This is a genomic window from uncultured Winogradskyella sp., from assembly GCF_947498345.1.
Taxonomy (GTDB): domain Bacteria; phylum Bacteroidota; class Bacteroidia; order Flavobacteriales; family Flavobacteriaceae; genus Winogradskyella.
Genome location: NZ_CANMJY010000011.1, coordinates 123331 through 142683, shown reverse-complemented (window position 1 = coordinate 142683; position 19353 = coordinate 123331). Strand labels below are relative to the sequence as shown.

Here is a 19353-nt window from a genome sequence, read left to right as displayed (position 1 = left end):
TAACCTTAATCTGCTCTTTTGTTCTTTATTGATTATTTGTCTAATTTAATTGAAATACAAACTTAGGATGGCTATAAATAATTGCTTGTTCTCGCCTACTTTGGAAATTTCGAAGGAATTTCCAACTTGGTGTGTACTTGCGAAGTTGAGTGCCAAACCACGCAACTATTCTTATACGTAACCGTTAGCAACAAGCTAGAAATACAATGCAAGATTACATTGACTTAGCAGAAAAGAATGGAGTAACTCTTTTTGATAATGGAGTGTGTCAATTTTGTGATGCTAATGTAAAACGTGGAATTCATGAATGCTTAGAAATATTCAATACTGGATTCCAAGAAATTGATTTTTCAAAAAGTAAAAATCATATTTACAGATTTTTGATAGTCGATGCCCACACTTTACAACACCCTGAAATCCATGGCAGATGGAATAATCATTTTCATTTATCAAGATTACACTTGGTTTTCAAGTATAATATTCAGTGGAGCTATGAGCTCTCACCAAAACTTAGTGACCATTTAAATATGTACAAAGTAAATAATTCAAATGAATATTTGGTTCCGCCAAGAGTATTGGAAAGAGGTAAAATAACAACATCTGATATTCGTGAAAAGTCAAACGATGAAGAGGAATGCAAAAAGATGATCATAAAATGGGCGAAAGAAGTCTATTCAGTATGGTGTAATTCCTATGTCTTTGTAGATAATATATCAAAAGTATTTATTGCTAATAATAATTCAAGATTAAATTATGCCAACATCTAATAGAGTAGAAGAATTTATTGCAAAAGTGGAAACTAATGAACACGATAAAGCTATTGAAGAATTTTATGCCATTGATGCTTCAATACAAGAAAATCAATCAGAACCTCGAATAGGTCGTTCAAATCTGATTGATAATGAACGTAAAGTACTATCAAAAGCTAAGTCTGTTCATTCAAAATGTATAAGGCCAGTTTTCATAAAAGAAAATCATGTAGTAATTAGGTGGAAATTTAAGTTTACATGGCTAGACAATTCAGTAACTGAGATTGAAGAAATTGCAGTTCAGCATTGGGAAAACGAATATATTTTAGAAGAAAAATTCTATTTTGACCCAATTCAAATGAAACCAAAAAAACAATAACAATAGCATATTAGCCAGTTGCTAACAATGTGTATAGCTCATGGTGTTTAATGGCGGCTCACGGATTTCTGCCGAAATTCAACCACTCTTCCCTCCTTTTTTGCTAACTTAGTTCACCAACACCACAAACCACACACGAACACGTTGCCCACAATATGAAAAAACTACTTCAAATATTATTTTTAGTTCAATTTGTTCTTATTTCTTGTGAGAAAGAGGGCGAGAAAAAAGCGGATAATAAAAAAGTCACAATTGAAAAATCATTGACTAAAGAAGAAACTAAAACTGTTGAAACTGAACCGAAAATTGACACAACAAAAATTAGAACATATGCGGAATTAATTCTCAAAAATGAAATTTATCCTTCTGACAATGACGAAACTTTTGAGTGCATAAAACAAATGTTTACAAAAGATAAAAATGATTTGGAATTTTATTTCAAAGTCTTTAGAGTAATTGTTGAGAAATCTGACGGATCTTTATCAGAATCTATTGGACTAGAAATTATGAATTTTATAAAATTTAATCCTGACTTTTTTATTGAGCAATATTCGGAATTTAAACTTGAGGAAAAACAAAAATTCATCGAATTTATGGCTTATGAATTTTATTTTAATGAACCTGAACATAACGCTGAAATTAACCAATATTTCACCGAAGTAAATTCGAGAATTAAACAAAGTACGGAACCAAAAAGAAAATATTTGAATTCAATTAAAGAATTGACAAAAATTGCAACGGAAGAAATTATAAACGAATAAAAATACTGTGGGCAACAACGTGTATAATTAATTACTTGGGCAATTGCCTACTTGGAAAATTCCTTCGGAATTTTCTCTGGCTAATGAATGTTTGCTAAATTAGTTGCTTAACCACGTAACGAGCCATAAACAAACACGTTACCTACAATTTAAACAAACACAATGAATCAAATATTAAAAAACAAATATTTAAGAAGATTCTTTTGGATATCTAGTACTTCAATTTTAATCTCTTTGCTTTTAATTAGGTTTTATATTTTTAATGATATTACATCTGTAAGTCCAGATTGGTATAATTTCATATCTGATGTGATAGAGGGACTAGTTGCAACCATTATAACTACTATTGGAATTGGAGTTATGATTTTCTATGTAACACCAAAAGTTGACCCTAAAGAAGGTGCGGAATTTCTTCATTCTAGCGAGTTCAAAAAATATTTTAAATCTGTACTTAAAGATAATCCCAATGAATGGTATTTCAGAGGTGGATTTGGAAGATACTTAAGAACAGCCGTTATTCCTCGTTTACATCAAGTAGCAAAAGACGGTACTGCTGTAATAGTTAAAGCTCAAATTCTTAACCCTCAAAATGAAAGACTTTGTAAAATACACGCTCATTTACGTAATACAGTCAATAATTCTAATAATAAAACAGATTGGGATGCTAAAGAAGTTAAAATCAATTTATATGCTACAATCGTAACTTGTTCCATATATGAAAGCAATAATGCATTTTTAGATATTTCTGTGTATTTAATAGATTTCTTCTCTACTGATAGAATAGATATTAGTACAAATTCAGGAATATTAACAAAAGATGACCAAAAATCACCTGGTTTAAAATTTGAAAAAGACTCTAATCATTATAGAGCTTATAAAAGTGACTTAACTGTTACAGAACAACAAGCATCTGATGTAGTTCAAAAATTAAGCGTTAAATATAAATTGGGAGAAATCACAGGAGAAAATATTAAAGAGATATTGAAAGAATTAAATTTTAATGAAAAGTTCTCAAAAGCAGATAATGATAAAATTGCAGCCTTGGTAAATGACAAATCAATTCCTTATGAATAATATTGTTAATTCTTTGTTCAATTCATATTCGAAAAATAATATGCTTAAAATCTTAGACTTTCTAATAGATGATGTTAAAGGTATTTATGCAGAATGGCACCCTCTTGGATTTATTTATATCAAATTATTTCAAGACAAAAACAATGATTATCGACTGCATATATGGCCAAAGGGAGTTAGAAGTTTTAACAAAACTCAATATCCGATTCATAATCATACTTATAATATCAAAAGTTTAGTAGTGTCAGGTAAAGTAGGGTGTGAAGCTTATTTGATAGAAAAAAAAGCTAATTCGAACAAAAAATTATATGAAGTACATTATTCAAATCTTGGTACTAAACTAGTATCAACAGATGAATTCGTAGAAGTAGAAAAGAGTAATATTTCGTGGACAAATGCAGGTAATAGTTATAAAATAAAAAAAGGTGACTACCATCAGTCTGTGGTAGAACAAAATGCTTACGCAGCTACAGTTGTTAAGAATTATAATAAATCTAGTAATATAAAACCAAGGATTATTGTTAATGATAATGATAAACTTGAATACGATTGCCCTACAGAAAAAATTGAGAATGACCTTCTTTTAGATAAATTAAAAGAGTTGAAAAATCGTCTAAAGAATAATCTTTAGCTTAAAACTGTAGGTAACATTGTATAAAATAATAGCGGTTTAATGTCTAAAACAAAAATGAATTTTATAAATCTAACATAAGTGATAAATTGAATAGTAAGTGCGTAAAATCCGCTACTATTCTTATACTTTACCGTTACCTGCAAGCTAAACAAAACTTATGAAAAAACTAACAAAATTAATTGGAATTTTACTGCTGATAATAATATTTGGGTGTAAGCAAAATAAAAATTCAACAATTGAAAACGAATTTGTTCTCATTGGTGAAACAGAAGGAATTGAAGAGAATAGTTGGATATATCTCACTTTGGATAATCAAACTATTGATTCGACAAAAATAGTGAACAACAAATTTTCAATGAAAGGTATAATCGAGCATCCAAAACAATATAATTTATTGGTCAAAAACTCACGAAACTACTCACGAATTTGGTTAGAACCTGGAAATATTGAATTTAAAGTTAAAGATGGGGAGTTTAAAGATGCTATCATTAATGGCTCTACTTCTCAAAAAGAAAGTAATAAATTATGGAAACCGATTTGGGAATATAGAAACCGAAGAGATAGTCTTTCTAAAATAGTCTATGACGACAACATAAATGATAGTTTAAAATTAAATGCAAAAACTGAACTAAATAAAGTAGCGCAAAATAGACTCAAAATTGAGAGTTATTTTATTAAAGAGAATCCAACATCATATGTAAGCGCAAAAACTCTTGATTTCTATTCTACTTCATTACCATATAATAAAGTGTCTGAACTTTACACTAATTTGAGTGATGATGTAAAAAAGTCATCTTACGGTAAATCTATAAGTCGATTTTTAAAATTAAATAAAAATCCAAAAATTGGAGATAAGTATGTAGATTTTACGATGCCTAATGAAAATGGCGAATTAACTAAATTATCCGACTTCGAAGGGAAACTTATATTATTGGATTTTTGGGCATCTTGGTGTAGTCCTTGTATTAAGGAATATCCAGCATTAAGAAAAGCTTACTCTAAATTTAATAAAGATGGATTTGAAATTGTCAGTGTTTCGGAAGACCAAACTAAAGAAATATGGCTAAAATCAATAGAAAAAAATGAATTGAATTGGGTTAATCTTTGGCAAGATAATGGTGGAAAGGCTGACCCATATCTAATTTATGGAATTAATGGGATTCCTGATAATTTCCTGATTAATGAAAAAGGAATTATAGTCGCTCGAAATTTGAGAGGCGAAAAATTGATAGAAACTATTGAATCAAACTTAAAAAAGCCAGCAGGTAACAATAGCTATAAGTAATTGCTTGTTCTCGCTTACTTCTGAAAATCCTCGGGGATTTTCAGTTTGGTGTGTACTTGTAAAGTTTCGTGCTAACCCACGCAACTGATCATAGCCGAGACCGTTGGCAACAAGCTCAAAAACCGAAATCATATGAAAAAATTACGACTCATTATTTCAATCGTTTTATTCTTTACAATCAATATGACTTTTGCCCAACTAGTTGGTGAAGTCGGAGAATTAAAAGTTGGGCAAGGAATCAATAGTCCGAATGGTCAATATAGGTTACAGTTACAAACAGATGGAAACCTAGTTATTTATAAAAAAGTAGGAAATCAATTTAGTGAACCTATTTGGAGTACCAAGACCCATGGTAAAACAGCATCAGTTTTAAAAAATCAAGAAGACGGAAACCTAGTTCTATATGGCAACAACAGTAATGTTCTTTTCAGTACTAGTACGCATAATTTCCCTCATACTAGACTACAATTTCAAAACGATGGCAACTTGGTAATTTATGGTTGGGACAATGAAAATAAACCTATTTGGTCATCTATGCAAGGACATTTAGAAGAACATAAAAGAGTAAGGGAATTAAATTTTTCGGAAATAAAGATGCCTAGAAAAGAAATCTATGAATTAGGCAATGATAGAGGCTGGAAAAGAGTGAATGTCTCTGTTAACGGTAATGGATATTTATATTTAAGCGGGACATTATATAACAAACGTAAAACTGGTTTTCATTCACGAATTAAAGCAATAATTAAAGATGAACAAGGAAAAAATATTGCCGAAATATTCTCACCACCTTATGGAATAAATGGTGAGGATTTAGATGGTAGAACAGAACACAGAAATGTGAGTGAACGGATAAAATTAAGTAATCGAGTAATGCGCAGAATAATGGCAGTCGGAAAGTCTATTGAAGTACATTATGAAAGAGTAAGAAGAGAAATAACAATACCATCACCACAACCACCAAGTGGAAAATATACTGTCAAAAAACAAGGTGACAATATAATTGTTACTAGTAAAAGTAATGTGACTTTTAGAGTACACAAAAAAAACACTTACGTTCCTTACTATCAAGTTATAACTAATTCCACTAAAAATCTCATATTATCAAAAAATCAATGGGCTGAGGTTTGGATAAACGGTAAGCTATATTTTGATGAAAAACTCGTTAATTTTTAGTTTGAAATTACATTATGAAAATAAAAAAAAGCCAGTTGCCAACAACGTGTATAGCTCATTGCAGCTAAATTCCTAATCGGAATTTCAAGCCTTTTTGTTAAATTTATCGTTACGATGGAATGATACTAGCATATCATTTCTCAGTAAAACCATAACCACTAATATTAGCACCAATTAATTCAAAATCTAATAAAGATGAAAGTTACTCCTGAAAAAAATGAACAAGTCGCTAGCTTGATATTTGCATCCATTTATCCACATTACTTAAATAGGTTGGAGAAAAATGGTAGAACAAAAGAAGAACTCAACCAAGTAATAGAATGGTTTACTGGTTTTGATAAAGATGATTTACAAACACTCATTGAAGAGAAAGTCACTTTTAGAACATTTTTTCAAAAAGCTAAAATACATCCTAACGCACACTTAATTAAAGGAGTCGTTTGTGGCTATCGAATTGAAGAAATAGAAGATGAATTTGAATTGTATAAACAATGCAGGCAAATGGAAAAACTCATTGATGAATTGGCAAGAGGTCGTAAAATGGAGAAAATTTTACGAGAAGAAAAAATATAAAATTGTGCTAAAACCGTGTAGCTCATTGCGAAAAATCATGACCAATTTCCCACAATGAGACCATATACAAAACCGTTATGCCAAATACAAAAACCACTTTAACGAAATATCAATTAACTGTAATTTTTCTTTGTTTTTAAATGAGAGAAATAGAAAAAATATGGTTAGAAAAAGGTTACTGGTGTTTTGCTCATGAGGGCCCAAAAGGGCTTAAAATAGAAAGATTATCTAAAGAAGTAGGAAAAAACAAGTCTTCATTTTACCACTTGTTTGCTGATTTAGAGGTTTTTACTGAAAGTTTATTAGAATTTCATTTAAGACGAGCAAAAAATATCTCTGCAAAAGAATCAAATACAAAGACCGAAGAAGAATTGATATCCATTATTATAGAGCATAAAATTGATTTACTCTTTAATCGTCAATTGAGAGTTCACCGAGACAATAGAACATTTAAAAAATGTTTATCTCAAATAAATCAATTCTCAATTCAAGGACTATTACCAGTATGGAAAAATATAATTTGCCTATCAGGAAATAATCCACTAGCAAAAATGGTATTACATCTTAGTTTAGAAAATTTTTACCTTCAAATTACTTATGAGACTTTAAACGCAGATTGGTTAAAAGAATATTTTGCAGATATTCGGAAAATGGTGCTTCTCTTCCAAGAATCAAAAAAGGATTTAAATTAGACGGAACCGTCTAAATCCTGGCACATAAGATCTGTATTTTTGTATAAATATTCCATTACAAATGCAGGCAAACAGGTTACATTTTTTTATACTCTGCTTTGTTTTATTAATTAATCAAGGCTGTACCATGGTAAAAGTTAAAATAAGTGAAAAAAGAAATCCAATTCCACAAAAAATTGCAATTGGAGAAAATATAACTTTAACAACATGGGGAACAATCAAAGTGAACAAGTCACATTTTTTCCCTTCTAGTTTTCAGATCAAAATTGATGATAAAGTTATTTATATCGACCCTGTAGGAGTTGAAAACGCAGAACAAGCTGATTATATTTTGATAACTCACGCACACCCAGATCACTTTTCATTAAAGGATATTAAAAACCTTTTAAAAAATGAAACAAAGATTATTTGTTCAAAAGGGGTTTTAAAAAAATTAAAAGATGTCAAAGATCAAATTCTAATTGTAAAGCCTAAAAAACAATTAAAAATTGAAAAAATTAGCATTGAGACCACTTTTGCATATAACACAAAATCAGTTTTTTTATGGATTAAGGCTCATCCAAAATCAAAAGAAAACGTAGGTTATGTGATTATATCAAAAAATGGAACAAAGATTTATCATGCAGGAGATACTGACTATATTCCAGAAATGAATGAGCTCAATGACATTGATGTTGCTTTGGTTCCAATTGGAGGCGATAACTTAACAATGAATGCAGAAGAGGCTGCTACTATTGTAAACAGAATAAAACCAAAAATTGCCATTCCAATGCACTATGAAATCAAAAACCATGAAGAACTTAATCGGTTTGAAATTTTGGTAAACAACACAACAAGAGTAATTAAATTAAACTAGCTAAACCTATTAACAAAACATGACACTTCAAGATTTAGGATATAATGATTATTTCGCAAAATTAAGAATAGATAATAATCTTGAGAGCTTTGAAATTGGGCGTGTAATAGCCGAGCATAAAGGAAGATATATTGTGAAGAATGAAAAAGGTGAATTTGAAGCAGAAATAACCGGAAACTTGAGATTTTCTGCAAAAAGTCGTAAAGATTTTCCAATTGTTGGAGATTGGGTTTCTTTAATAAATCATGAAACAGATTTTGTTATTATTCATAGTATTTTATCAAGATTATCAATCCTTTCAAGACAAGCAGTAAATAAGTTTGGTGAGCTACAAATAATTACTAGCAATGTCGATTATGGCTTAATTGTGCAATCCGTTAATAGAGATTTTAACATCAACCGATTAGAACGATATTTAACCCTTTGCTTCACTTCTAAGATTGAGCCAATAATAGTTATAACAAAAACGGATTTAATAGATGAGCAAAACTTGAAGAATCTGCTCGATAAAATAAAAATCAGAATTAAAAATATCCCTCTTGTATGTGTGAGTAATGAAACTAAAGCAGGAATAGATAAATTAAAAAAACTGCTTTATAAAGGCAAAACATATTGTCTTCTTGGCTCATCAGGTGTAGGGAAATCATCACTTATTAACAGCTTGATTACGGAAAATAGAATGAAAACTGCCACAATTAGTGAAAGTATTGATAGAGGTAAACATGTTACAACACACCGCGAATTAATTCTAATGGATAATGGTGCCATACTTATTGATAATCCTGGAATGCGAGAAGTTGGCATCACTGATAGTTCAGATGGGTTAGAGACTACATTTGAAAGAATATACAATCTAACACAAAATTGTAGGTTTAGAGATTGTACCCACACATTAGAAAGTGGTTGTGCAGTTCAATTAGCTATCGAAAAAGGACAAATAGACAAGTCGTATTTCGAAAACTATTTGAAAATAGAACGGGAAAAAGAACACTACGAATCAACTGTGGTTGAAAAGCGGAGAAAGGACAAAGATTTTGGGAAAATGATAAAGCATTATAATAAAATAAGAAAATCAAATAAATACTAAGTACAACAACTTATATAGCAAATAAGATACTCTGTAGTTCTCAAAAAACTAGTTCCCTTTAACACGCAACATTAACATTGCATACATAAACCGATAGGTTTATAGATATTACTAGCAAAATACCTAATAATAGGGATTGCTTGACTTCACTTCAAAACTTTTATTTGTTTAACATTAAATTTTTGAATTATGAAAAAAAGAACAATCCTTTCTATTGGGTTATTAATTTGCCTATTTTCTACTTCATTGTCATTCGGACAAGAAATAAAGTATGCATGTGGAGTTGTGAACGGAAGTGCTATGGTCTATGGCGAGTTTAACATTTTTATGTATTACACAAAAATTGACGAAGTTAATTGTTATGTAAGTCGTGACGATGCAGAACAGCAGCTTAAAGAAGCCTTCAAGAGTACAACTCGTAATTGGGACGATGCAAAATTTACCGTGAATTTTTTTGACTCATACTCAGAAGCAGAAAACTTTAAATACGAAGCTATTCAAAATGTTAGGTCAAGAGCAGCAAGTAGGAGAACTATCAGTATAAATATTGCTGACCAAAACGTGCCATTTGACTTTAATTGTAGTAACTAAAAAAACATAAAAAATGAAAAAACTTATGACTTTAGTGTTCTTTTGCCTGGCGTATATGGCAAATGCACAATATTATTCCGTAACAACAAAAATTAATCCTGTTACGTTTTGTAACTCAAGCACATCAACTTCGGCAAATATTGACATAGATTGTGAAGGCCCTTGCAAAATAATAGTTGAATATTACAGTTCTCGGTATAATCGCTGGAACTATCAAAGAACTATTGAATCTGATAATTATGGAAATGCAAGATATCTTGGAACAGGATTGCGATTAAATCAAACACATAATTATAGAATATATGTTTATAAACAAGGCACATCAGTTAATAGATATAAACTAAATGACTCTGATTACAGGAGAGTTGATATTTACACCAAACGAATATGTGATTAGAAGTATTCACTAGAAAGTATTACGTTCGGAAACGGCTTGTGAAGTTACGATTAGTAATTTCAAGCCGTTTCTAAGCAATAACTTATCCCCTATTTATTATCTTATTACAAGCCTAGCTAACTCTATACAAGACCGTTAGCAGCGATCAAAAAACTATAGTTTTACAAAAGTTTGAATTTATGAAAGTCCTTTCATATATTTGTGAAAGTACTTTTATAAATTATAATATGACAGATATATTAAATGAACTTGGATATCTCGCAGGAGCTTCGAGATTTCGGAGAATCAGTGAAAAATTGCAACAAGATGGCGACAAGATTTATTCCGAAGCAAATATTAAGTTTAAGGCAAGTTGGTTTTCTGTTTATTATGTTTTAGCAAAATCTCAATCCTCCCAAACTATACTTCAAATTTCCAATCAGATTGATTTTTCACATATTACAGTAAAGAATATTTTACGGGAACTAAAAAAAGAAGCATTGGTCAATATTAAACCTAACCCTAATGACAGACGTTCAAAATTAGTTGACTTAACTAAAAAAGGGAAAGAACTACAAAAGGAACTTGAACCTTTATGGCTTTCGTTCTCAAATACGCTAAAAGACCTTTTCTCTATTGGACATCCTGATATGATTAACATTTTGAATAGACTTGACTGGGAGATTAATAATAATCCAATATATGAGCGTATACATCAACCCAAGGGAGAAGTTGTAAAAATCATTGACTATAAACCTAGTCTAAAAAAGTACTTTTATAAATTAGCAGGACCTTGGTTATTAAATGTTTTGAATGGTGAATTAGAAGGAGATGACAAATTTACTTTAAATAATCCTGACAAAGCTTATTTAGTAAATGGTGGGTTTCTTTTTTATGCAAAATTAAAAAGTGAAATAGTTGGCTGTGTGGCTCTAAAACGCTTAAATGAAGACGCTTTTGAATTTGCCAAGTTGTTCATTGACCCAAACTATAGAAAACTTGGAATTGCTACAAAACTAATTCAACGCTGCATAAGCCGTTGTTTAGAAAATGATGCTAAAGAATTGTGGTTACAAACTACGATGAGTATGCCACAAGCGCACAAACTATATTACAAACTCGGATTTAATGATAGATTGGCACCATCTCAAATGGATGTATTAGAAAGGACAGAAAAAATTATGTGCCTTTCACTATGATTCACATCATTGGTTATACGGCCTTAGGGATCAATTTATTTTCAATGACAATGAAAAATATCTTTTTATTGAGAGTACTGTCTTTAATTGCTAATTTCATTTATCTTATTTACGGAATATTGCTCAATGCGCCACCATTTATTATAGGATGTGGAATTGCAATTATAATTCACGGATTTCATTTGTTCAAACTAAGAAAATCAAAAAAAGGTGGCTGCTAACAACGTATAACCGCAATTTGCACACCAATTCGCTGTACCCTTGTTCATATTCGACTATGTCAAAAAACTCTCAGAATTATGAGCTTCGTTCTTAACCAAAAAATAGCGTAAATTTATCCTTAACTAATGGATATATACACTGTTGGTAATAATTAAAAATCAAGCAAATGAATATTATAAAAAAACTCACCCTAGTTATTGTAGTTCTTTCTGTTTTTTCTTGCAAACAAGATAAAGAATCAGACCTAACAAATACCGCAACTGTTTATAGTGGTGGTGATATTATTACAATGGTCGGTGATTTACCAAATTATGTTGAAGCATTAGTAGTAAAAGATGATAAAATTGAATTTGTAGGCACCAAATCTGAAGCCATGAGTATCGCTGGTAAAGGTCATAAAGTGGTGGATCTAAAGGGCAAAACAATGTTACCAGGCTTAATTGACGCTCATGCACACTTTGGATCATTTTCGGCACAAGCTATTGGTGCTCAAATATTGCCTCCACCAGATGCAGGTGCAAACAATATTACAAAACTTATTGAAATATTAAAAGATTGGAATACATCAGAAAACAGAGCATTAACTGGTTGGATATTTGGATTAGGTTTTGACGACTCTGTATTAGAAGAAAATCGTTTTCCTACCAAACATGATTTAGACCTAGTCAGTACAGAACATCCAATCATGATCATTCATATTTCTGGTCATTTTGCTGTTGTAAATTCAAAAGGGTTAGAACTATTAAACTTTACTTCTGAAACGAAAGATCCTGAAGGAGGCATTATTCGTAGAGAAAATGGCAATGAACCTAACGGAGTGTTAGAAGAATTAGCCGCTTTGCCATACTATACAAAAGCACTTACTCCTACTACTGAAGATGCTGCTAATAGATTTTTTGAAGCAGGTCAGAATATGGCATTGTCATATGGCTATACAACAGCACAAGAAGGAAGAGCAATGGATCAATCTATGTTTGTCAATGCAGCGGAAGCTAATAAGTTAAAATTAGACGTGGTATCCTATATAGATTATGCATACACAGAAGGCATTATGGATACAAAATGGAATAGCAAAACTTATAATAATCATTACCGAATTGGAGGTATGAAAATTACTTTAGATGGTTCGCCACAAGGCAGAACAGCATGGAGAACAGAACCTTACTTATTAAGACCTCATGGCACAAGTAATGATTACAAGGGTTACCCAGCATTTCCAGACGAAAATACTGCTATTGAATTATTTAAAAAAGGATACAAAAATAATTGGCAAATATTATCTCATGCCAATGGAGATGCCGCAATAGATCAATTCATTAAAGCAACTACAATTGCTGCAAATGAATACGGAAATAATGATAGAAGAACTACCCTAATTCATGGTCAATATATTAGAGAAGATCAATTAGATTCTTTAAAAAATCTGAATGTAATTGCTTCTTTATTTCCTTTACATACTTTTTATTGGGGAGATTGGCACAAAGAAATAATTGGTGATGAACTTGGGAATAAAATTAGTCCAGTTAGAACAGCAATTAATAAAGGTGTAAAAGTCACTATTCACACAGATGCCCCTGTTGCACTCCCAAATTTAATGCGGATGGTCGGAATCTCAGTTGAAAGAAAATCACGTTCTGGTAAATTAATAGGTGCAGATCAAAAACTTACACCGTATGAAGCTCTCAAAGCTATTACTGATTGGTCTGCGTATCAACATTTTGAAGAAAATATTAAAGGAACATTGGAGAAAGGTAAATTAGCCGATTTAGTCATTTTAGATAATAATCCTTTGAAAGTAAATGAAGCCGATATTAAAAATATTAAAGTCTTAAAAACCATCAAGGAAGGAAAAGTTGTATTTGAACAATAATTATCAAAACTTGTATAGTCCATTTTAAAAAAGTTTAATCAATTTCTGGTGCAGGAGTCACTACATTAGTTTTTTTATCTTCTGGTGCTATGGGTACATTTGAATTCTTAGTAGTAGAATAATAAACCATAAAAGTAGCTACAAGCATAATTATTGATGCAATAATAATCCATAATCTCATATTATTTGTTAAGTTTGAAGACTTCCTTCTATCTCCTAAAACTATAGTATCTCCTCCAATAAAACGATATCCTTTCTTAACAACTGTCTCAATTATTCGATCTTCTTTATTTGTATCATTTAAGAGTTTTCTTAAATGTGAAATTGCTTGATTTAAAGCATCATCTGCGCCTCCATAATTATTCCAAACTTCGGCTATTAGTTGTTCTCTAGAAACAACTCTAGGACTGTTATTCATAAGGATTTTAAGAACATGCATAATCCTCGGCTCAACTTTTGTTCGAGTATTCGAATGGTTTTCAGTCATTACAATGATTTCATTTGTTTCAAAGCAAATTTCTATGCCATTAAAAGCTCTTATCATAAAACACCTATTTATTCTATCAAATTTAGGGATAAAAAATGTGCAGTCTAAATGATTAGAAAACATAAAGGTTTTCTAAAGGTTTTCTATACCTACTTAGCATTGCATATACCATACTTTCGTCAATACTAAAATCTATAGAAATGAAGAGCATTAATTTAAGCATAGTCTTGTTGTTAATAACGAGTAGCATATACAGCCAAAATTTGACCGGAAGATTTGAAGGAGCGCTTAGTCGTGATGGCTCGATTCAACTTTTGAATTTTAATTTTAGTATTGAAAATGGAATTCAAAAAGGGACATATGAAATTCCTGAAGCAGGTTTATTTGATGTTCCAATTGAAAAAATTGCTATTGCAAATGACACATTAAATCTCAAATTCTTTTACGGGAATTTTTATTGTTTTATAAATAAAGAAAAAAAACAAATAACAGGAAATAGTGAGAAGTGGAATCCAAAAATTCGCCTCCATGTAAAAAAAGTTTCCAAAAAAGAAAAGCCCTATAAAAAAGAAAATATTGTATTCAACAATAAAGATGTTCAATTGTCAGGGATGATTTATCACCCTACAAACAAACTCTCTAAACCCGTAAAGTATGTAATTTTAATACATGGTTCTGGAGCGCAAGATCGTTATTCACCATACTACATTTCATTAGGTTATGCTTTATCAAAAAAAGGGATTGGAGTATTACTGTATGACAAGCGTGGAACAGGAAAATCTACTGGCAATTTTAAAACGGCTTCTTTAATAGATTTGGCTGAAGATGCAGTAGCGGCTTACGATTATTTAAGATCAAAACATGTTAAAAACATATCGGAAATAGGTTTACTTGGCACAAGTCAAGGGGGTTGGATAGCGCCAATTGCTTCCAATAAGATTAAAGATTGTGATTTTTTAATTCTAAATGTTGGACCATCTGTTTCTGTTTTCCAACAAGATATACATCGCGTAAAATATTCAATGAAGGCAGATGGCTGGAATCGAGCAGATATTGATTCGGCTGTAGCTTTTACAAAACTCTATTTTCAATTTACAGAAGACAGCAAACCTTTTATCTGGGAGAAGTTAGAACAACAAAGTATAAGCATAAAGGAAAAGGATTGGGTTGAATATGTCAATATTCCAAAAAATAAAGATGATTTTAAATGGTGGAGAAATAACAATTTCAATCCCGAAACTACATTAAAGAACCTAAATTGCCGAACACTATGTCTATTTGGAGAATATGATCCTCTTGTTCCTCCAAAAGAAAATAAGAAATTAATGACAAAATACTTGACGCTTGCTGGAATTGAATTTGATATAAAAGTCATTTCAGGAACACTGCATGACATGAAAACATTTCAAGGATTAAATGGAGAAAACTGGAAATGGCCAGAAGTATTTTGGGAATGGCGTATTGAACCTAGAGATTTTATAGATAACATTGCTCAATTTATAAATAAAAACTAACTTCAACAACGTTTATAGTTAAGCACTTATTCTTTGTATACCCGGAAAGTTTTAAGGATTTCCCTCTGGCAAATTTTCTTTTGTTAACTTTACAAAACGAGATCATACACAAACACCCCATTAGCAACTAAAAGATTAAAACCCATGCCAAAACCTTTATTGGTATGCTCAGTACTCATAGGATTACTTTTAATATCATGTCAACGAGCTACAAATAAAAATACTGAAACTTTAATTGATGATACAATAGTATATGAGACTAAAGATTTGGTAATTAAAAAACTATCAAACCATGTGTATGCACATACTTCATTTTTAATTACTGACGATTACGGAAAAGTAGCATGCAACGGCATGTTAGTAATACATGAAAATAAAGGAATTGTTTTTGATACACCCACCAACTATAAGAATTCTTTAGAATTAATACATTTTATAACTGATACACTTAAAAGTCAATTAGTAGCCATTATTCCTACCCATTTTCACGAAGACTGTATAGGTGGAATAAAAGCATTTGAAAAATATAATATTCAAACATATGCTTCCAAAAAAACTATAAAATTACTTGAAAACAATGGTGAAAAACCTTCTCAATCAATTAAAGAATTTGATAATATCCTTACCTTAGATATTGGGAACAAAAAGGTACATGCAGAGTATTTTGGCGAAGGACATACTAAAGATAATATTATAGGATATTTTCCAGAAGACAATGCTATTTTTGGAGGTTGCCTGATTAAAAAAATTGGTGCAAGCAAGGGGTACTTGGGAGATGCGAACACTAACAAATGGTCAGAAACTGTTCGTAAAATTAAAATGAGATATCCTAAAGCTGAAATTGTTATTCCTGGTCACGGAAAATGGGGAGGCACAGAATTATTTGACTATACAATTGAGTTATTTGATTTAAAACCTACAGCCAATAACAAGACGAATAATTAATTACTAGAAAAAGTATTAAAACGTCGCTAAATAGCACTTAAATGATTGAAATTCAAAACTTTGATTTCCTAATAGGAAAATGGACCGTTATAAACAAAAAGCTAAAAGAGCGTCTAAAAAATTGTACGGAATGGATAGTTTTTACTGCAGAAATGGAAACAAAACCTTTTCTTAACGGGCTAGGTTTAATGGACGAAATGAAGTCATCGCATTTCGGAGACGATTTTATTGGTTTTAGCATTAGAATGGTAAATCCTGATACAAATATTTGGACCATCTATTGGGCAGACACTTTAAGCCCCGAAAACTATTTAAAAGAGCAGGTAACCGGAGCGTTTAAAAATGGAATCGGAGAATTTTATGGAAAAGAAAAATACCAAGGTAAAGACTATAAATTACGATTTACCTGGAAAAAGCCATCCATTGATACTGCACTATGGGAACAGGCCTATTTTGACGAACAAAAAAATGAATGGGAAACAAACTGGATCATGGAGTTTACAAAAACTCATAAAACATTACTAACTATATGAATTCAATTAAAAGCATTGTCACTCAATTAGACCTAAAACCTCATCCAGAAGGGGGTTACTTTAAGGAAACTTATAGAAGTGTAGGATCTATAAAAGCAGGCAGCTTAGATAAAAGCTATAATGGAGAACGTAATTATTCTACGTGCATCTATTTTTTACTAACCTCAGATAATTTTTCTGCTTTGCACCGAATAAAACAAGATGAGATCTGGCACTTTTACGATGGGTCTCCTATAAGATTGCATATAATAACAGAAGCTGGAGAACACTCAGAACATATTATAGGAAACGACCTTAGCAAAGGGCAAGTTCCACAATTTGTGGTATCTGGTGGTTGTTGGTTTGCCGCAGAAGTTGTAGAAAAAGATACTTATTCACTAGTAGGATGTACAGTATCACCAGGTTTTAGTTTTGAAGATTTTGAGCTTAAATCTCAAAAAGAATTAACAAATATCTTTCCACATTTATCAAACACAATAGCGAAATTGACACATCATTAAATATAAATGAAAACAACAAAACATCTTGCAAACAACCTACATCAAGTCTATTTTGGTGGTAACTGGACTGCTTCAAATTTTAAAGATAAACTTGAAGATGTGACACTAGACATGGCTACTAAAAAAGTAAATGATTTTAATACTATTTTAGCTTTAAGTTTTCATATCCATTATTACCTCAAAGGCACAATGGATGTCTTTAAAGGAGGTGATTTAACGATTAGAGATAAATATAGTTTTGATTATCCTGCATTACATTCTGAACACCAATGGCAAGAATTTAAAAACACAATGTGGAATGAAGCTAAAGAATTTATTTTACTTATCGAAAAGCTTGAAGACAATATACTTGAAACATTTCTGGCTGAAGAAAAATATGGTACATACTTCAGAAATATACTAGGGATTATTGAACATACCCATTATCATATAGGGCAAATTGCCGTTATAAAAAAGATATTAACCGCATCTTAAATTACATGGTTAAAAATCATAAAAAAATGACAAATAGCACCTGCCAAAACAAACAGATGCCAGATAACATGGTTATATGGTATCCTTTCAATGGCGTAAAATACAATTCCTACGGTATAAAATAATCCCCCTGCGAATAACCAAAATACCCCGTCTGTACCTAAAGCATTAGCTGTATTAGAATAGTCAAATACAATCAACCAGCCCATTACTAAATAAAGTAATGTAGAAAACAATTCGAACTTTCCCGTAAAAAAGAGTTTTAAAATCACACCAAAAGCAGCAATTCCCCAAACTGTCCAAAATAAATGCCAGCCTAAACTATCTAAGAGTAAAATCAATAGCACTGGTGTGTATGTGCCTGCTATGAGCAAATAAATACTAACATGGTCAACAATCCTAAAATAATGCTTACGCTTCTCGCCTTTTACAGCATGATAGAATGTTGAAGCCAAAAACAAAATGATAATAGAGATTCCATAAATAATAACGCTAAACAAACACCACGGTTTTGTTGAATCAGCAAATACAATCAACAAAACCAGAGCTGCAATACCTAAAGCAGCACCAATACCATGCGACCATGCATTTAATTGCTCTTCGAGTTGAGTTTGTGTGCGCATCTACTGTTTAGACTTAAGGCGAGGTTTAATCTTAGAATCTGTTTTACGCTTTGGTTTAGACCATTTGTTTACACAGGCATAGAAATCTATTTCAAATGCCGCATTTTGCTGCGCAAGTTGCTCATTCTGAAAAGCACGTTGCAAAATATCTTCTATCAAGTAATCCTCTTCTACTTCAATTGGACTAAATTTCTTTTTCAAGGAAATATCAAATAAACTAGCCGTATTATTATACCAAAAAGCTTTCCATCCATTCCGTAACTCTTTAACGAGCTCAAAGGTGGTTTTACCAGTTTGTCTATGAATAAGTTTAACTAAGATTTGCCCTTCGGTTTTGGTCAGTTTTTTTAATTCTGCCGAAAACTCATCTTGTATATATTTCTGAATCACCTTTGCATATTTCTTCTTTTCGCGCTTACGCTTTAGCTTATCTAATCGCTTTTGTAAAGTCTCCAAACGTTCTGCTGCAAGTTTAGCATAAGGGTAAACTTTTAAGGTCTTACGTCTTAGAATAATATATCTGATTCTTGCGTCTCTATCAGCAAAACTTAAATTAGGCAACATCAAAACCTCATCGAGCTCTATCTCGGTAACAGGTATAGAATCACCTTCAATAATCATATAGTGCACAACAGTAGAGTCTTGCTCAACAGGGTCTACCTGGGCAAAAACTAAAGTAGAAAACAACAACAATAAATATGTAATATGTCTCATGCGTAATACCACTTCCAAAATCGTTCCAAAGAACAATCTATA

Annotated in this window: 23 protein-coding genes; 20 read left to right on the top strand and 3 right to left on the bottom strand. The window is 31.3% G+C overall.

Going from position 1 to position 19353, the window contains the following annotated elements; translation table 11 throughout:
* Window positions 1-206: 206 nt before the first annotated feature.
* The 15 genes from Q0912_RS14765 to Q0912_RS14695 all read left to right on the top strand — a co-directional run bounded on the left by Q0912_RS14765 (window position 207) and on the right by Q0912_RS14695 (window position 13521).
* The gene (locus Q0912_RS14765; protein ID WP_299116463.1) at window positions 207-767 is read left to right on the top strand and encodes a DUF5946 family protein; all 561 of its coding nucleotides are present in this window, start codon (window positions 207-209) and stop codon (window positions 765-767) included.
* Entirely contained in the window at window positions 754-1128 is a 375-nt protein-coding gene (locus Q0912_RS14760; protein WP_299116461.1) for a nuclear transport factor 2 family protein, read from the top strand. Before Q0912_RS14765 ends, Q0912_RS14760 begins: the two co-directional genes overlap by 14 nt.
* Before the next feature lie 155 nt (window positions 1129-1283).
* Window positions 1284-1889: a hypothetical protein gene (locus tag Q0912_RS14755; RefSeq protein WP_299116459.1), complete on the top strand. Its 606-nt coding sequence runs from the start codon at window positions 1284-1286 to the stop codon at window positions 1887-1889.
* 162 nt (window positions 1890-2051) lie between these two features.
* Complete coding sequence (locus Q0912_RS14750) at window positions 2052-2963, top strand: hypothetical protein (RefSeq protein WP_299116457.1); 912 nt, start codon at window positions 2052-2054, stop codon at window positions 2961-2963.
* Complete coding sequence (locus Q0912_RS14745; protein WP_299116455.1) at window positions 2956-3594, top strand: hypothetical protein; 639 nt, start codon at window positions 2956-2958, stop codon at window positions 3592-3594. Before Q0912_RS14750 ends, Q0912_RS14745 begins: the two co-directional genes overlap by 8 nt.
* Before the next feature lie 160 nt (window positions 3595-3754).
* Window positions 3755-4882: a TlpA disulfide reductase family protein gene (locus Q0912_RS14740; protein ID WP_299116453.1), complete on the top strand. Its 1128-nt coding sequence runs from the start codon at window positions 3755-3757 to the stop codon at window positions 4880-4882.
* Between the two features lie 183 nt (window positions 4883-5065).
* The gene (locus Q0912_RS14735; protein ID WP_299116451.1) at window positions 5066-6055 is read left to right on the top strand and encodes a hypothetical protein; all 990 of its coding nucleotides are present in this window, start codon (window positions 5066-5068) and stop codon (window positions 6053-6055) included.
* A gap of 195 nt (window positions 6056-6250) precedes the next feature.
* A complete protein-coding gene (locus tag Q0912_RS14730) occupies window positions 6251-6628 on the top strand; it encodes a DUF2200 domain-containing protein (RefSeq protein ID WP_299116449.1) in 378 nt (125 codons plus the stop codon).
* Window positions 6629-6768: 140 nt separating this feature from the next.
* Window positions 6769-7320 (top strand): hypothetical protein, encoded by a 552-nt coding sequence (locus tag Q0912_RS14725; RefSeq protein ID WP_299116447.1) that lies wholly within the window; start codon window positions 6769-6771, stop codon window positions 7318-7320.
* A gap of 127 nt (window positions 7321-7447) precedes the next feature.
* Entirely contained in the window at window positions 7448-8176 is a 729-nt protein-coding gene (locus Q0912_RS14720) for an MBL fold metallo-hydrolase (protein WP_299116445.1), read from the top strand.
* 19 nt (window positions 8177-8195) lie between these two features.
* Complete coding sequence (rsgA, locus tag Q0912_RS14715) at window positions 8196-9263, top strand: ribosome small subunit-dependent GTPase A (RefSeq protein ID WP_299116443.1); 1068 nt, start codon at window positions 8196-8198, stop codon at window positions 9261-9263.
* A 189-nt stretch (window positions 9264-9452) separates the two neighbouring features.
* Window positions 9453-9854: a hypothetical protein gene (locus Q0912_RS14710; RefSeq protein WP_299116441.1), complete on the top strand. Its 402-nt coding sequence runs from the start codon at window positions 9453-9455 to the stop codon at window positions 9852-9854.
* 13 nt (window positions 9855-9867) lie between these two features.
* The gene (locus Q0912_RS14705; RefSeq protein ID WP_299116439.1) at window positions 9868-10251 is read left to right on the top strand and encodes a hypothetical protein; all 384 of its coding nucleotides are present in this window, start codon (window positions 9868-9870) and stop codon (window positions 10249-10251) included.
* 179 nt (window positions 10252-10430) lie between these two features.
* A complete protein-coding gene (locus tag Q0912_RS14700; RefSeq protein ID WP_299116437.1) occupies window positions 10431-11429 on the top strand; it encodes a bifunctional helix-turn-helix transcriptional regulator/GNAT family N-acetyltransferase in 999 nt (332 codons plus the stop codon).
* Window positions 11430-11817: 388 nt separating this feature from the next.
* Window positions 11818-13521, top strand: coding sequence for an amidohydrolase (locus Q0912_RS14695; RefSeq protein ID WP_299116435.1), 1704 nt, complete (start codon window positions 11818-11820; stop codon window positions 13519-13521).
* Window positions 13522-13555: 34 nt separating this feature from the next.
* On the opposite strand, the gene Q0912_RS14690 is transcribed toward Q0912_RS14695, so the two are convergent.
* A complete protein-coding gene (locus Q0912_RS14690) occupies window positions 13556-14065 on the bottom strand; it encodes a helix-turn-helix domain-containing protein (protein WP_299116433.1) in 510 nt (169 codons plus the stop codon).
* Window positions 14066-14271: 206 nt separating this feature from the next.
* On the opposite strand from Q0912_RS14690, the gene Q0912_RS14685 reads away from it, so the two are divergent.
* From Q0912_RS14685 to Q0912_RS14665, 5 genes are all read left to right on the top strand, one after another.
* The gene (locus Q0912_RS14685; protein ID WP_299116431.1) at window positions 14272-15522 is read left to right on the top strand and encodes an alpha/beta fold hydrolase; all 1251 of its coding nucleotides are present in this window, start codon (window positions 14272-14274) and stop codon (window positions 15520-15522) included.
* Window positions 15523-15666: 144 nt separating this feature from the next.
* On the top strand, window positions 15667-16467 hold the full coding sequence (bla, locus tag Q0912_RS14680; protein WP_299116429.1) for a subclass B1 metallo-beta-lactamase: 801 nt from the start codon (window positions 15667-15669) through the stop codon (window positions 16465-16467).
* A gap of 41 nt (window positions 16468-16508) precedes the next feature.
* Window positions 16509-17000: a hypothetical protein gene (locus tag Q0912_RS14675; protein WP_299116427.1), complete on the top strand. Its 492-nt coding sequence runs from the start codon at window positions 16509-16511 to the stop codon at window positions 16998-17000.
* Entirely contained in the window at window positions 16997-17500 is a 504-nt protein-coding gene (locus Q0912_RS14670; protein ID WP_299116425.1) for a cupin domain-containing protein, read from the top strand. The genes Q0912_RS14675 and Q0912_RS14670 overlap by 4 nt, the downstream gene beginning before the upstream one ends.
* Before the next feature lie 6 nt (window positions 17501-17506).
* Window positions 17507-17974, top strand: a complete 468-nt coding sequence (locus Q0912_RS14665; RefSeq protein ID WP_299116423.1) for a DUF1572 domain-containing protein — start codon at window positions 17507-17509, stop codon at window positions 17972-17974.
* On the opposite strand, the gene Q0912_RS14660 is transcribed toward Q0912_RS14665, so the two are convergent.
* Together Q0912_RS14660 and Q0912_RS14655 are read right to left on the bottom strand one after the other, a co-directional pair.
* Window positions 17971-18597 (bottom strand): hemolysin III family protein, encoded by a 627-nt coding sequence (locus Q0912_RS14660; RefSeq protein ID WP_299116421.1) that lies wholly within the window; start codon window positions 18595-18597, stop codon window positions 17971-17973. The genes Q0912_RS14665 and Q0912_RS14660 overlap by 4 nt on opposite strands.
* A complete protein-coding gene (locus tag Q0912_RS14655) occupies window positions 18598-19311 on the bottom strand; it encodes a DUF4294 domain-containing protein (RefSeq protein ID WP_299116467.1) in 714 nt (237 codons plus the stop codon).
* Between the last annotated feature and the right edge of the window lie 42 nt (window positions 19312-19353).

What these genes read in the sequence shown, in the direction of transcription:
- Q0912_RS14765 (WP_299116463.1), top strand. Translation starts at nt 207, where the DNA reads ATGCAAGATTACATTGACTTAGCAGAAAAGAATGGAGTAACTCTTTTT.
- Q0912_RS14760 (WP_299116461.1), top strand. Translation starts at nt 754, where the DNA reads ATGCCAACATCTAATAGAGTAGAAGAATTTATTGCAAAAGTGGAAACT.
- Q0912_RS14755 (WP_299116459.1), top strand. Translation starts at nt 1,284, where the DNA reads ATGAAAAAACTACTTCAAATATTATTTTTAGTTCAATTTGTTCTTATT.
- Q0912_RS14750 (WP_299116457.1), top strand. Translation starts at nt 2,052, where the DNA reads ATGAATCAAATATTAAAAAACAAATATTTAAGAAGATTCTTTTGGATA.
- Q0912_RS14745 (WP_299116455.1), top strand. Translation starts at nt 2,956, where the DNA reads ATGAATAATATTGTTAATTCTTTGTTCAATTCATATTCGAAAAATAAT.
- Q0912_RS14740 (WP_299116453.1), top strand. Translation starts at nt 3,755, where the DNA reads ATGAAAAAACTAACAAAATTAATTGGAATTTTACTGCTGATAATAATA.
- Q0912_RS14735 (WP_299116451.1), top strand. Translation starts at nt 5,066, where the DNA reads ATGACTTTTGCCCAACTAGTTGGTGAAGTCGGAGAATTAAAAGTTGGG.
- Q0912_RS14730 (WP_299116449.1), top strand. Translation starts at nt 6,251, where the DNA reads ATGAAAGTTACTCCTGAAAAAAATGAACAAGTCGCTAGCTTGATATTT.
- Q0912_RS14725 (WP_299116447.1), top strand. Translation starts at nt 6,769, where the DNA reads ATGAGAGAAATAGAAAAAATATGGTTAGAAAAAGGTTACTGGTGTTTT.
- Q0912_RS14720 (WP_299116445.1), top strand. Translation starts at nt 7,448, where the DNA reads ATGGTAAAAGTTAAAATAAGTGAAAAAAGAAATCCAATTCCACAAAAA.
- rsgA (WP_299116443.1), top strand. Translation starts at nt 8,196, where the DNA reads ATGACACTTCAAGATTTAGGATATAATGATTATTTCGCAAAATTAAGA.
- Q0912_RS14710 (WP_299116441.1), top strand. Translation starts at nt 9,453, where the DNA reads ATGAAAAAAAGAACAATCCTTTCTATTGGGTTATTAATTTGCCTATTT.
- Q0912_RS14705 (WP_299116439.1), top strand. Translation starts at nt 9,868, where the DNA reads ATGAAAAAACTTATGACTTTAGTGTTCTTTTGCCTGGCGTATATGGCA.
- Q0912_RS14700 (WP_299116437.1), top strand. Translation starts at nt 10,431, where the DNA reads ATGAAAGTCCTTTCATATATTTGTGAAAGTACTTTTATAAATTATAAT.
- Q0912_RS14695 (WP_299116435.1), top strand. Translation starts at nt 11,818, where the DNA reads ATGAATATTATAAAAAAACTCACCCTAGTTATTGTAGTTCTTTCTGTT.
- Q0912_RS14690 (WP_299116433.1), bottom strand. Translation starts at nt 14,065, where the DNA reads ATGATAAGAGCTTTTAATGGCATAGAAATTTGCTTTGAAACAAATGAA.
- bla (WP_299116429.1), top strand. Translation starts at nt 15,667, where the DNA reads ATGCCAAAACCTTTATTGGTATGCTCAGTACTCATAGGATTACTTTTA.
- Q0912_RS14675 (WP_299116427.1), top strand. Translation starts at nt 16,509, where the DNA reads ATGATTGAAATTCAAAACTTTGATTTCCTAATAGGAAAATGGACCGTT.
- Q0912_RS14670 (WP_299116425.1), top strand. Translation starts at nt 16,997, where the DNA reads ATGAATTCAATTAAAAGCATTGTCACTCAATTAGACCTAAAACCTCAT.
- Q0912_RS14665 (WP_299116423.1), top strand. Translation starts at nt 17,507, where the DNA reads ATGAAAACAACAAAACATCTTGCAAACAACCTACATCAAGTCTATTTT.
- Q0912_RS14660 (WP_299116421.1), bottom strand. Translation starts at nt 18,597, where the DNA reads ATGCGCACACAAACTCAACTCGAAGAGCAATTAAATGCATGGTCGCAT.
- Q0912_RS14655 (WP_299116467.1), bottom strand. Translation starts at nt 19,311, where the DNA reads ATGAGACATATTACATATTTATTGTTGTTGTTTTCTACTTTAGTTTTT.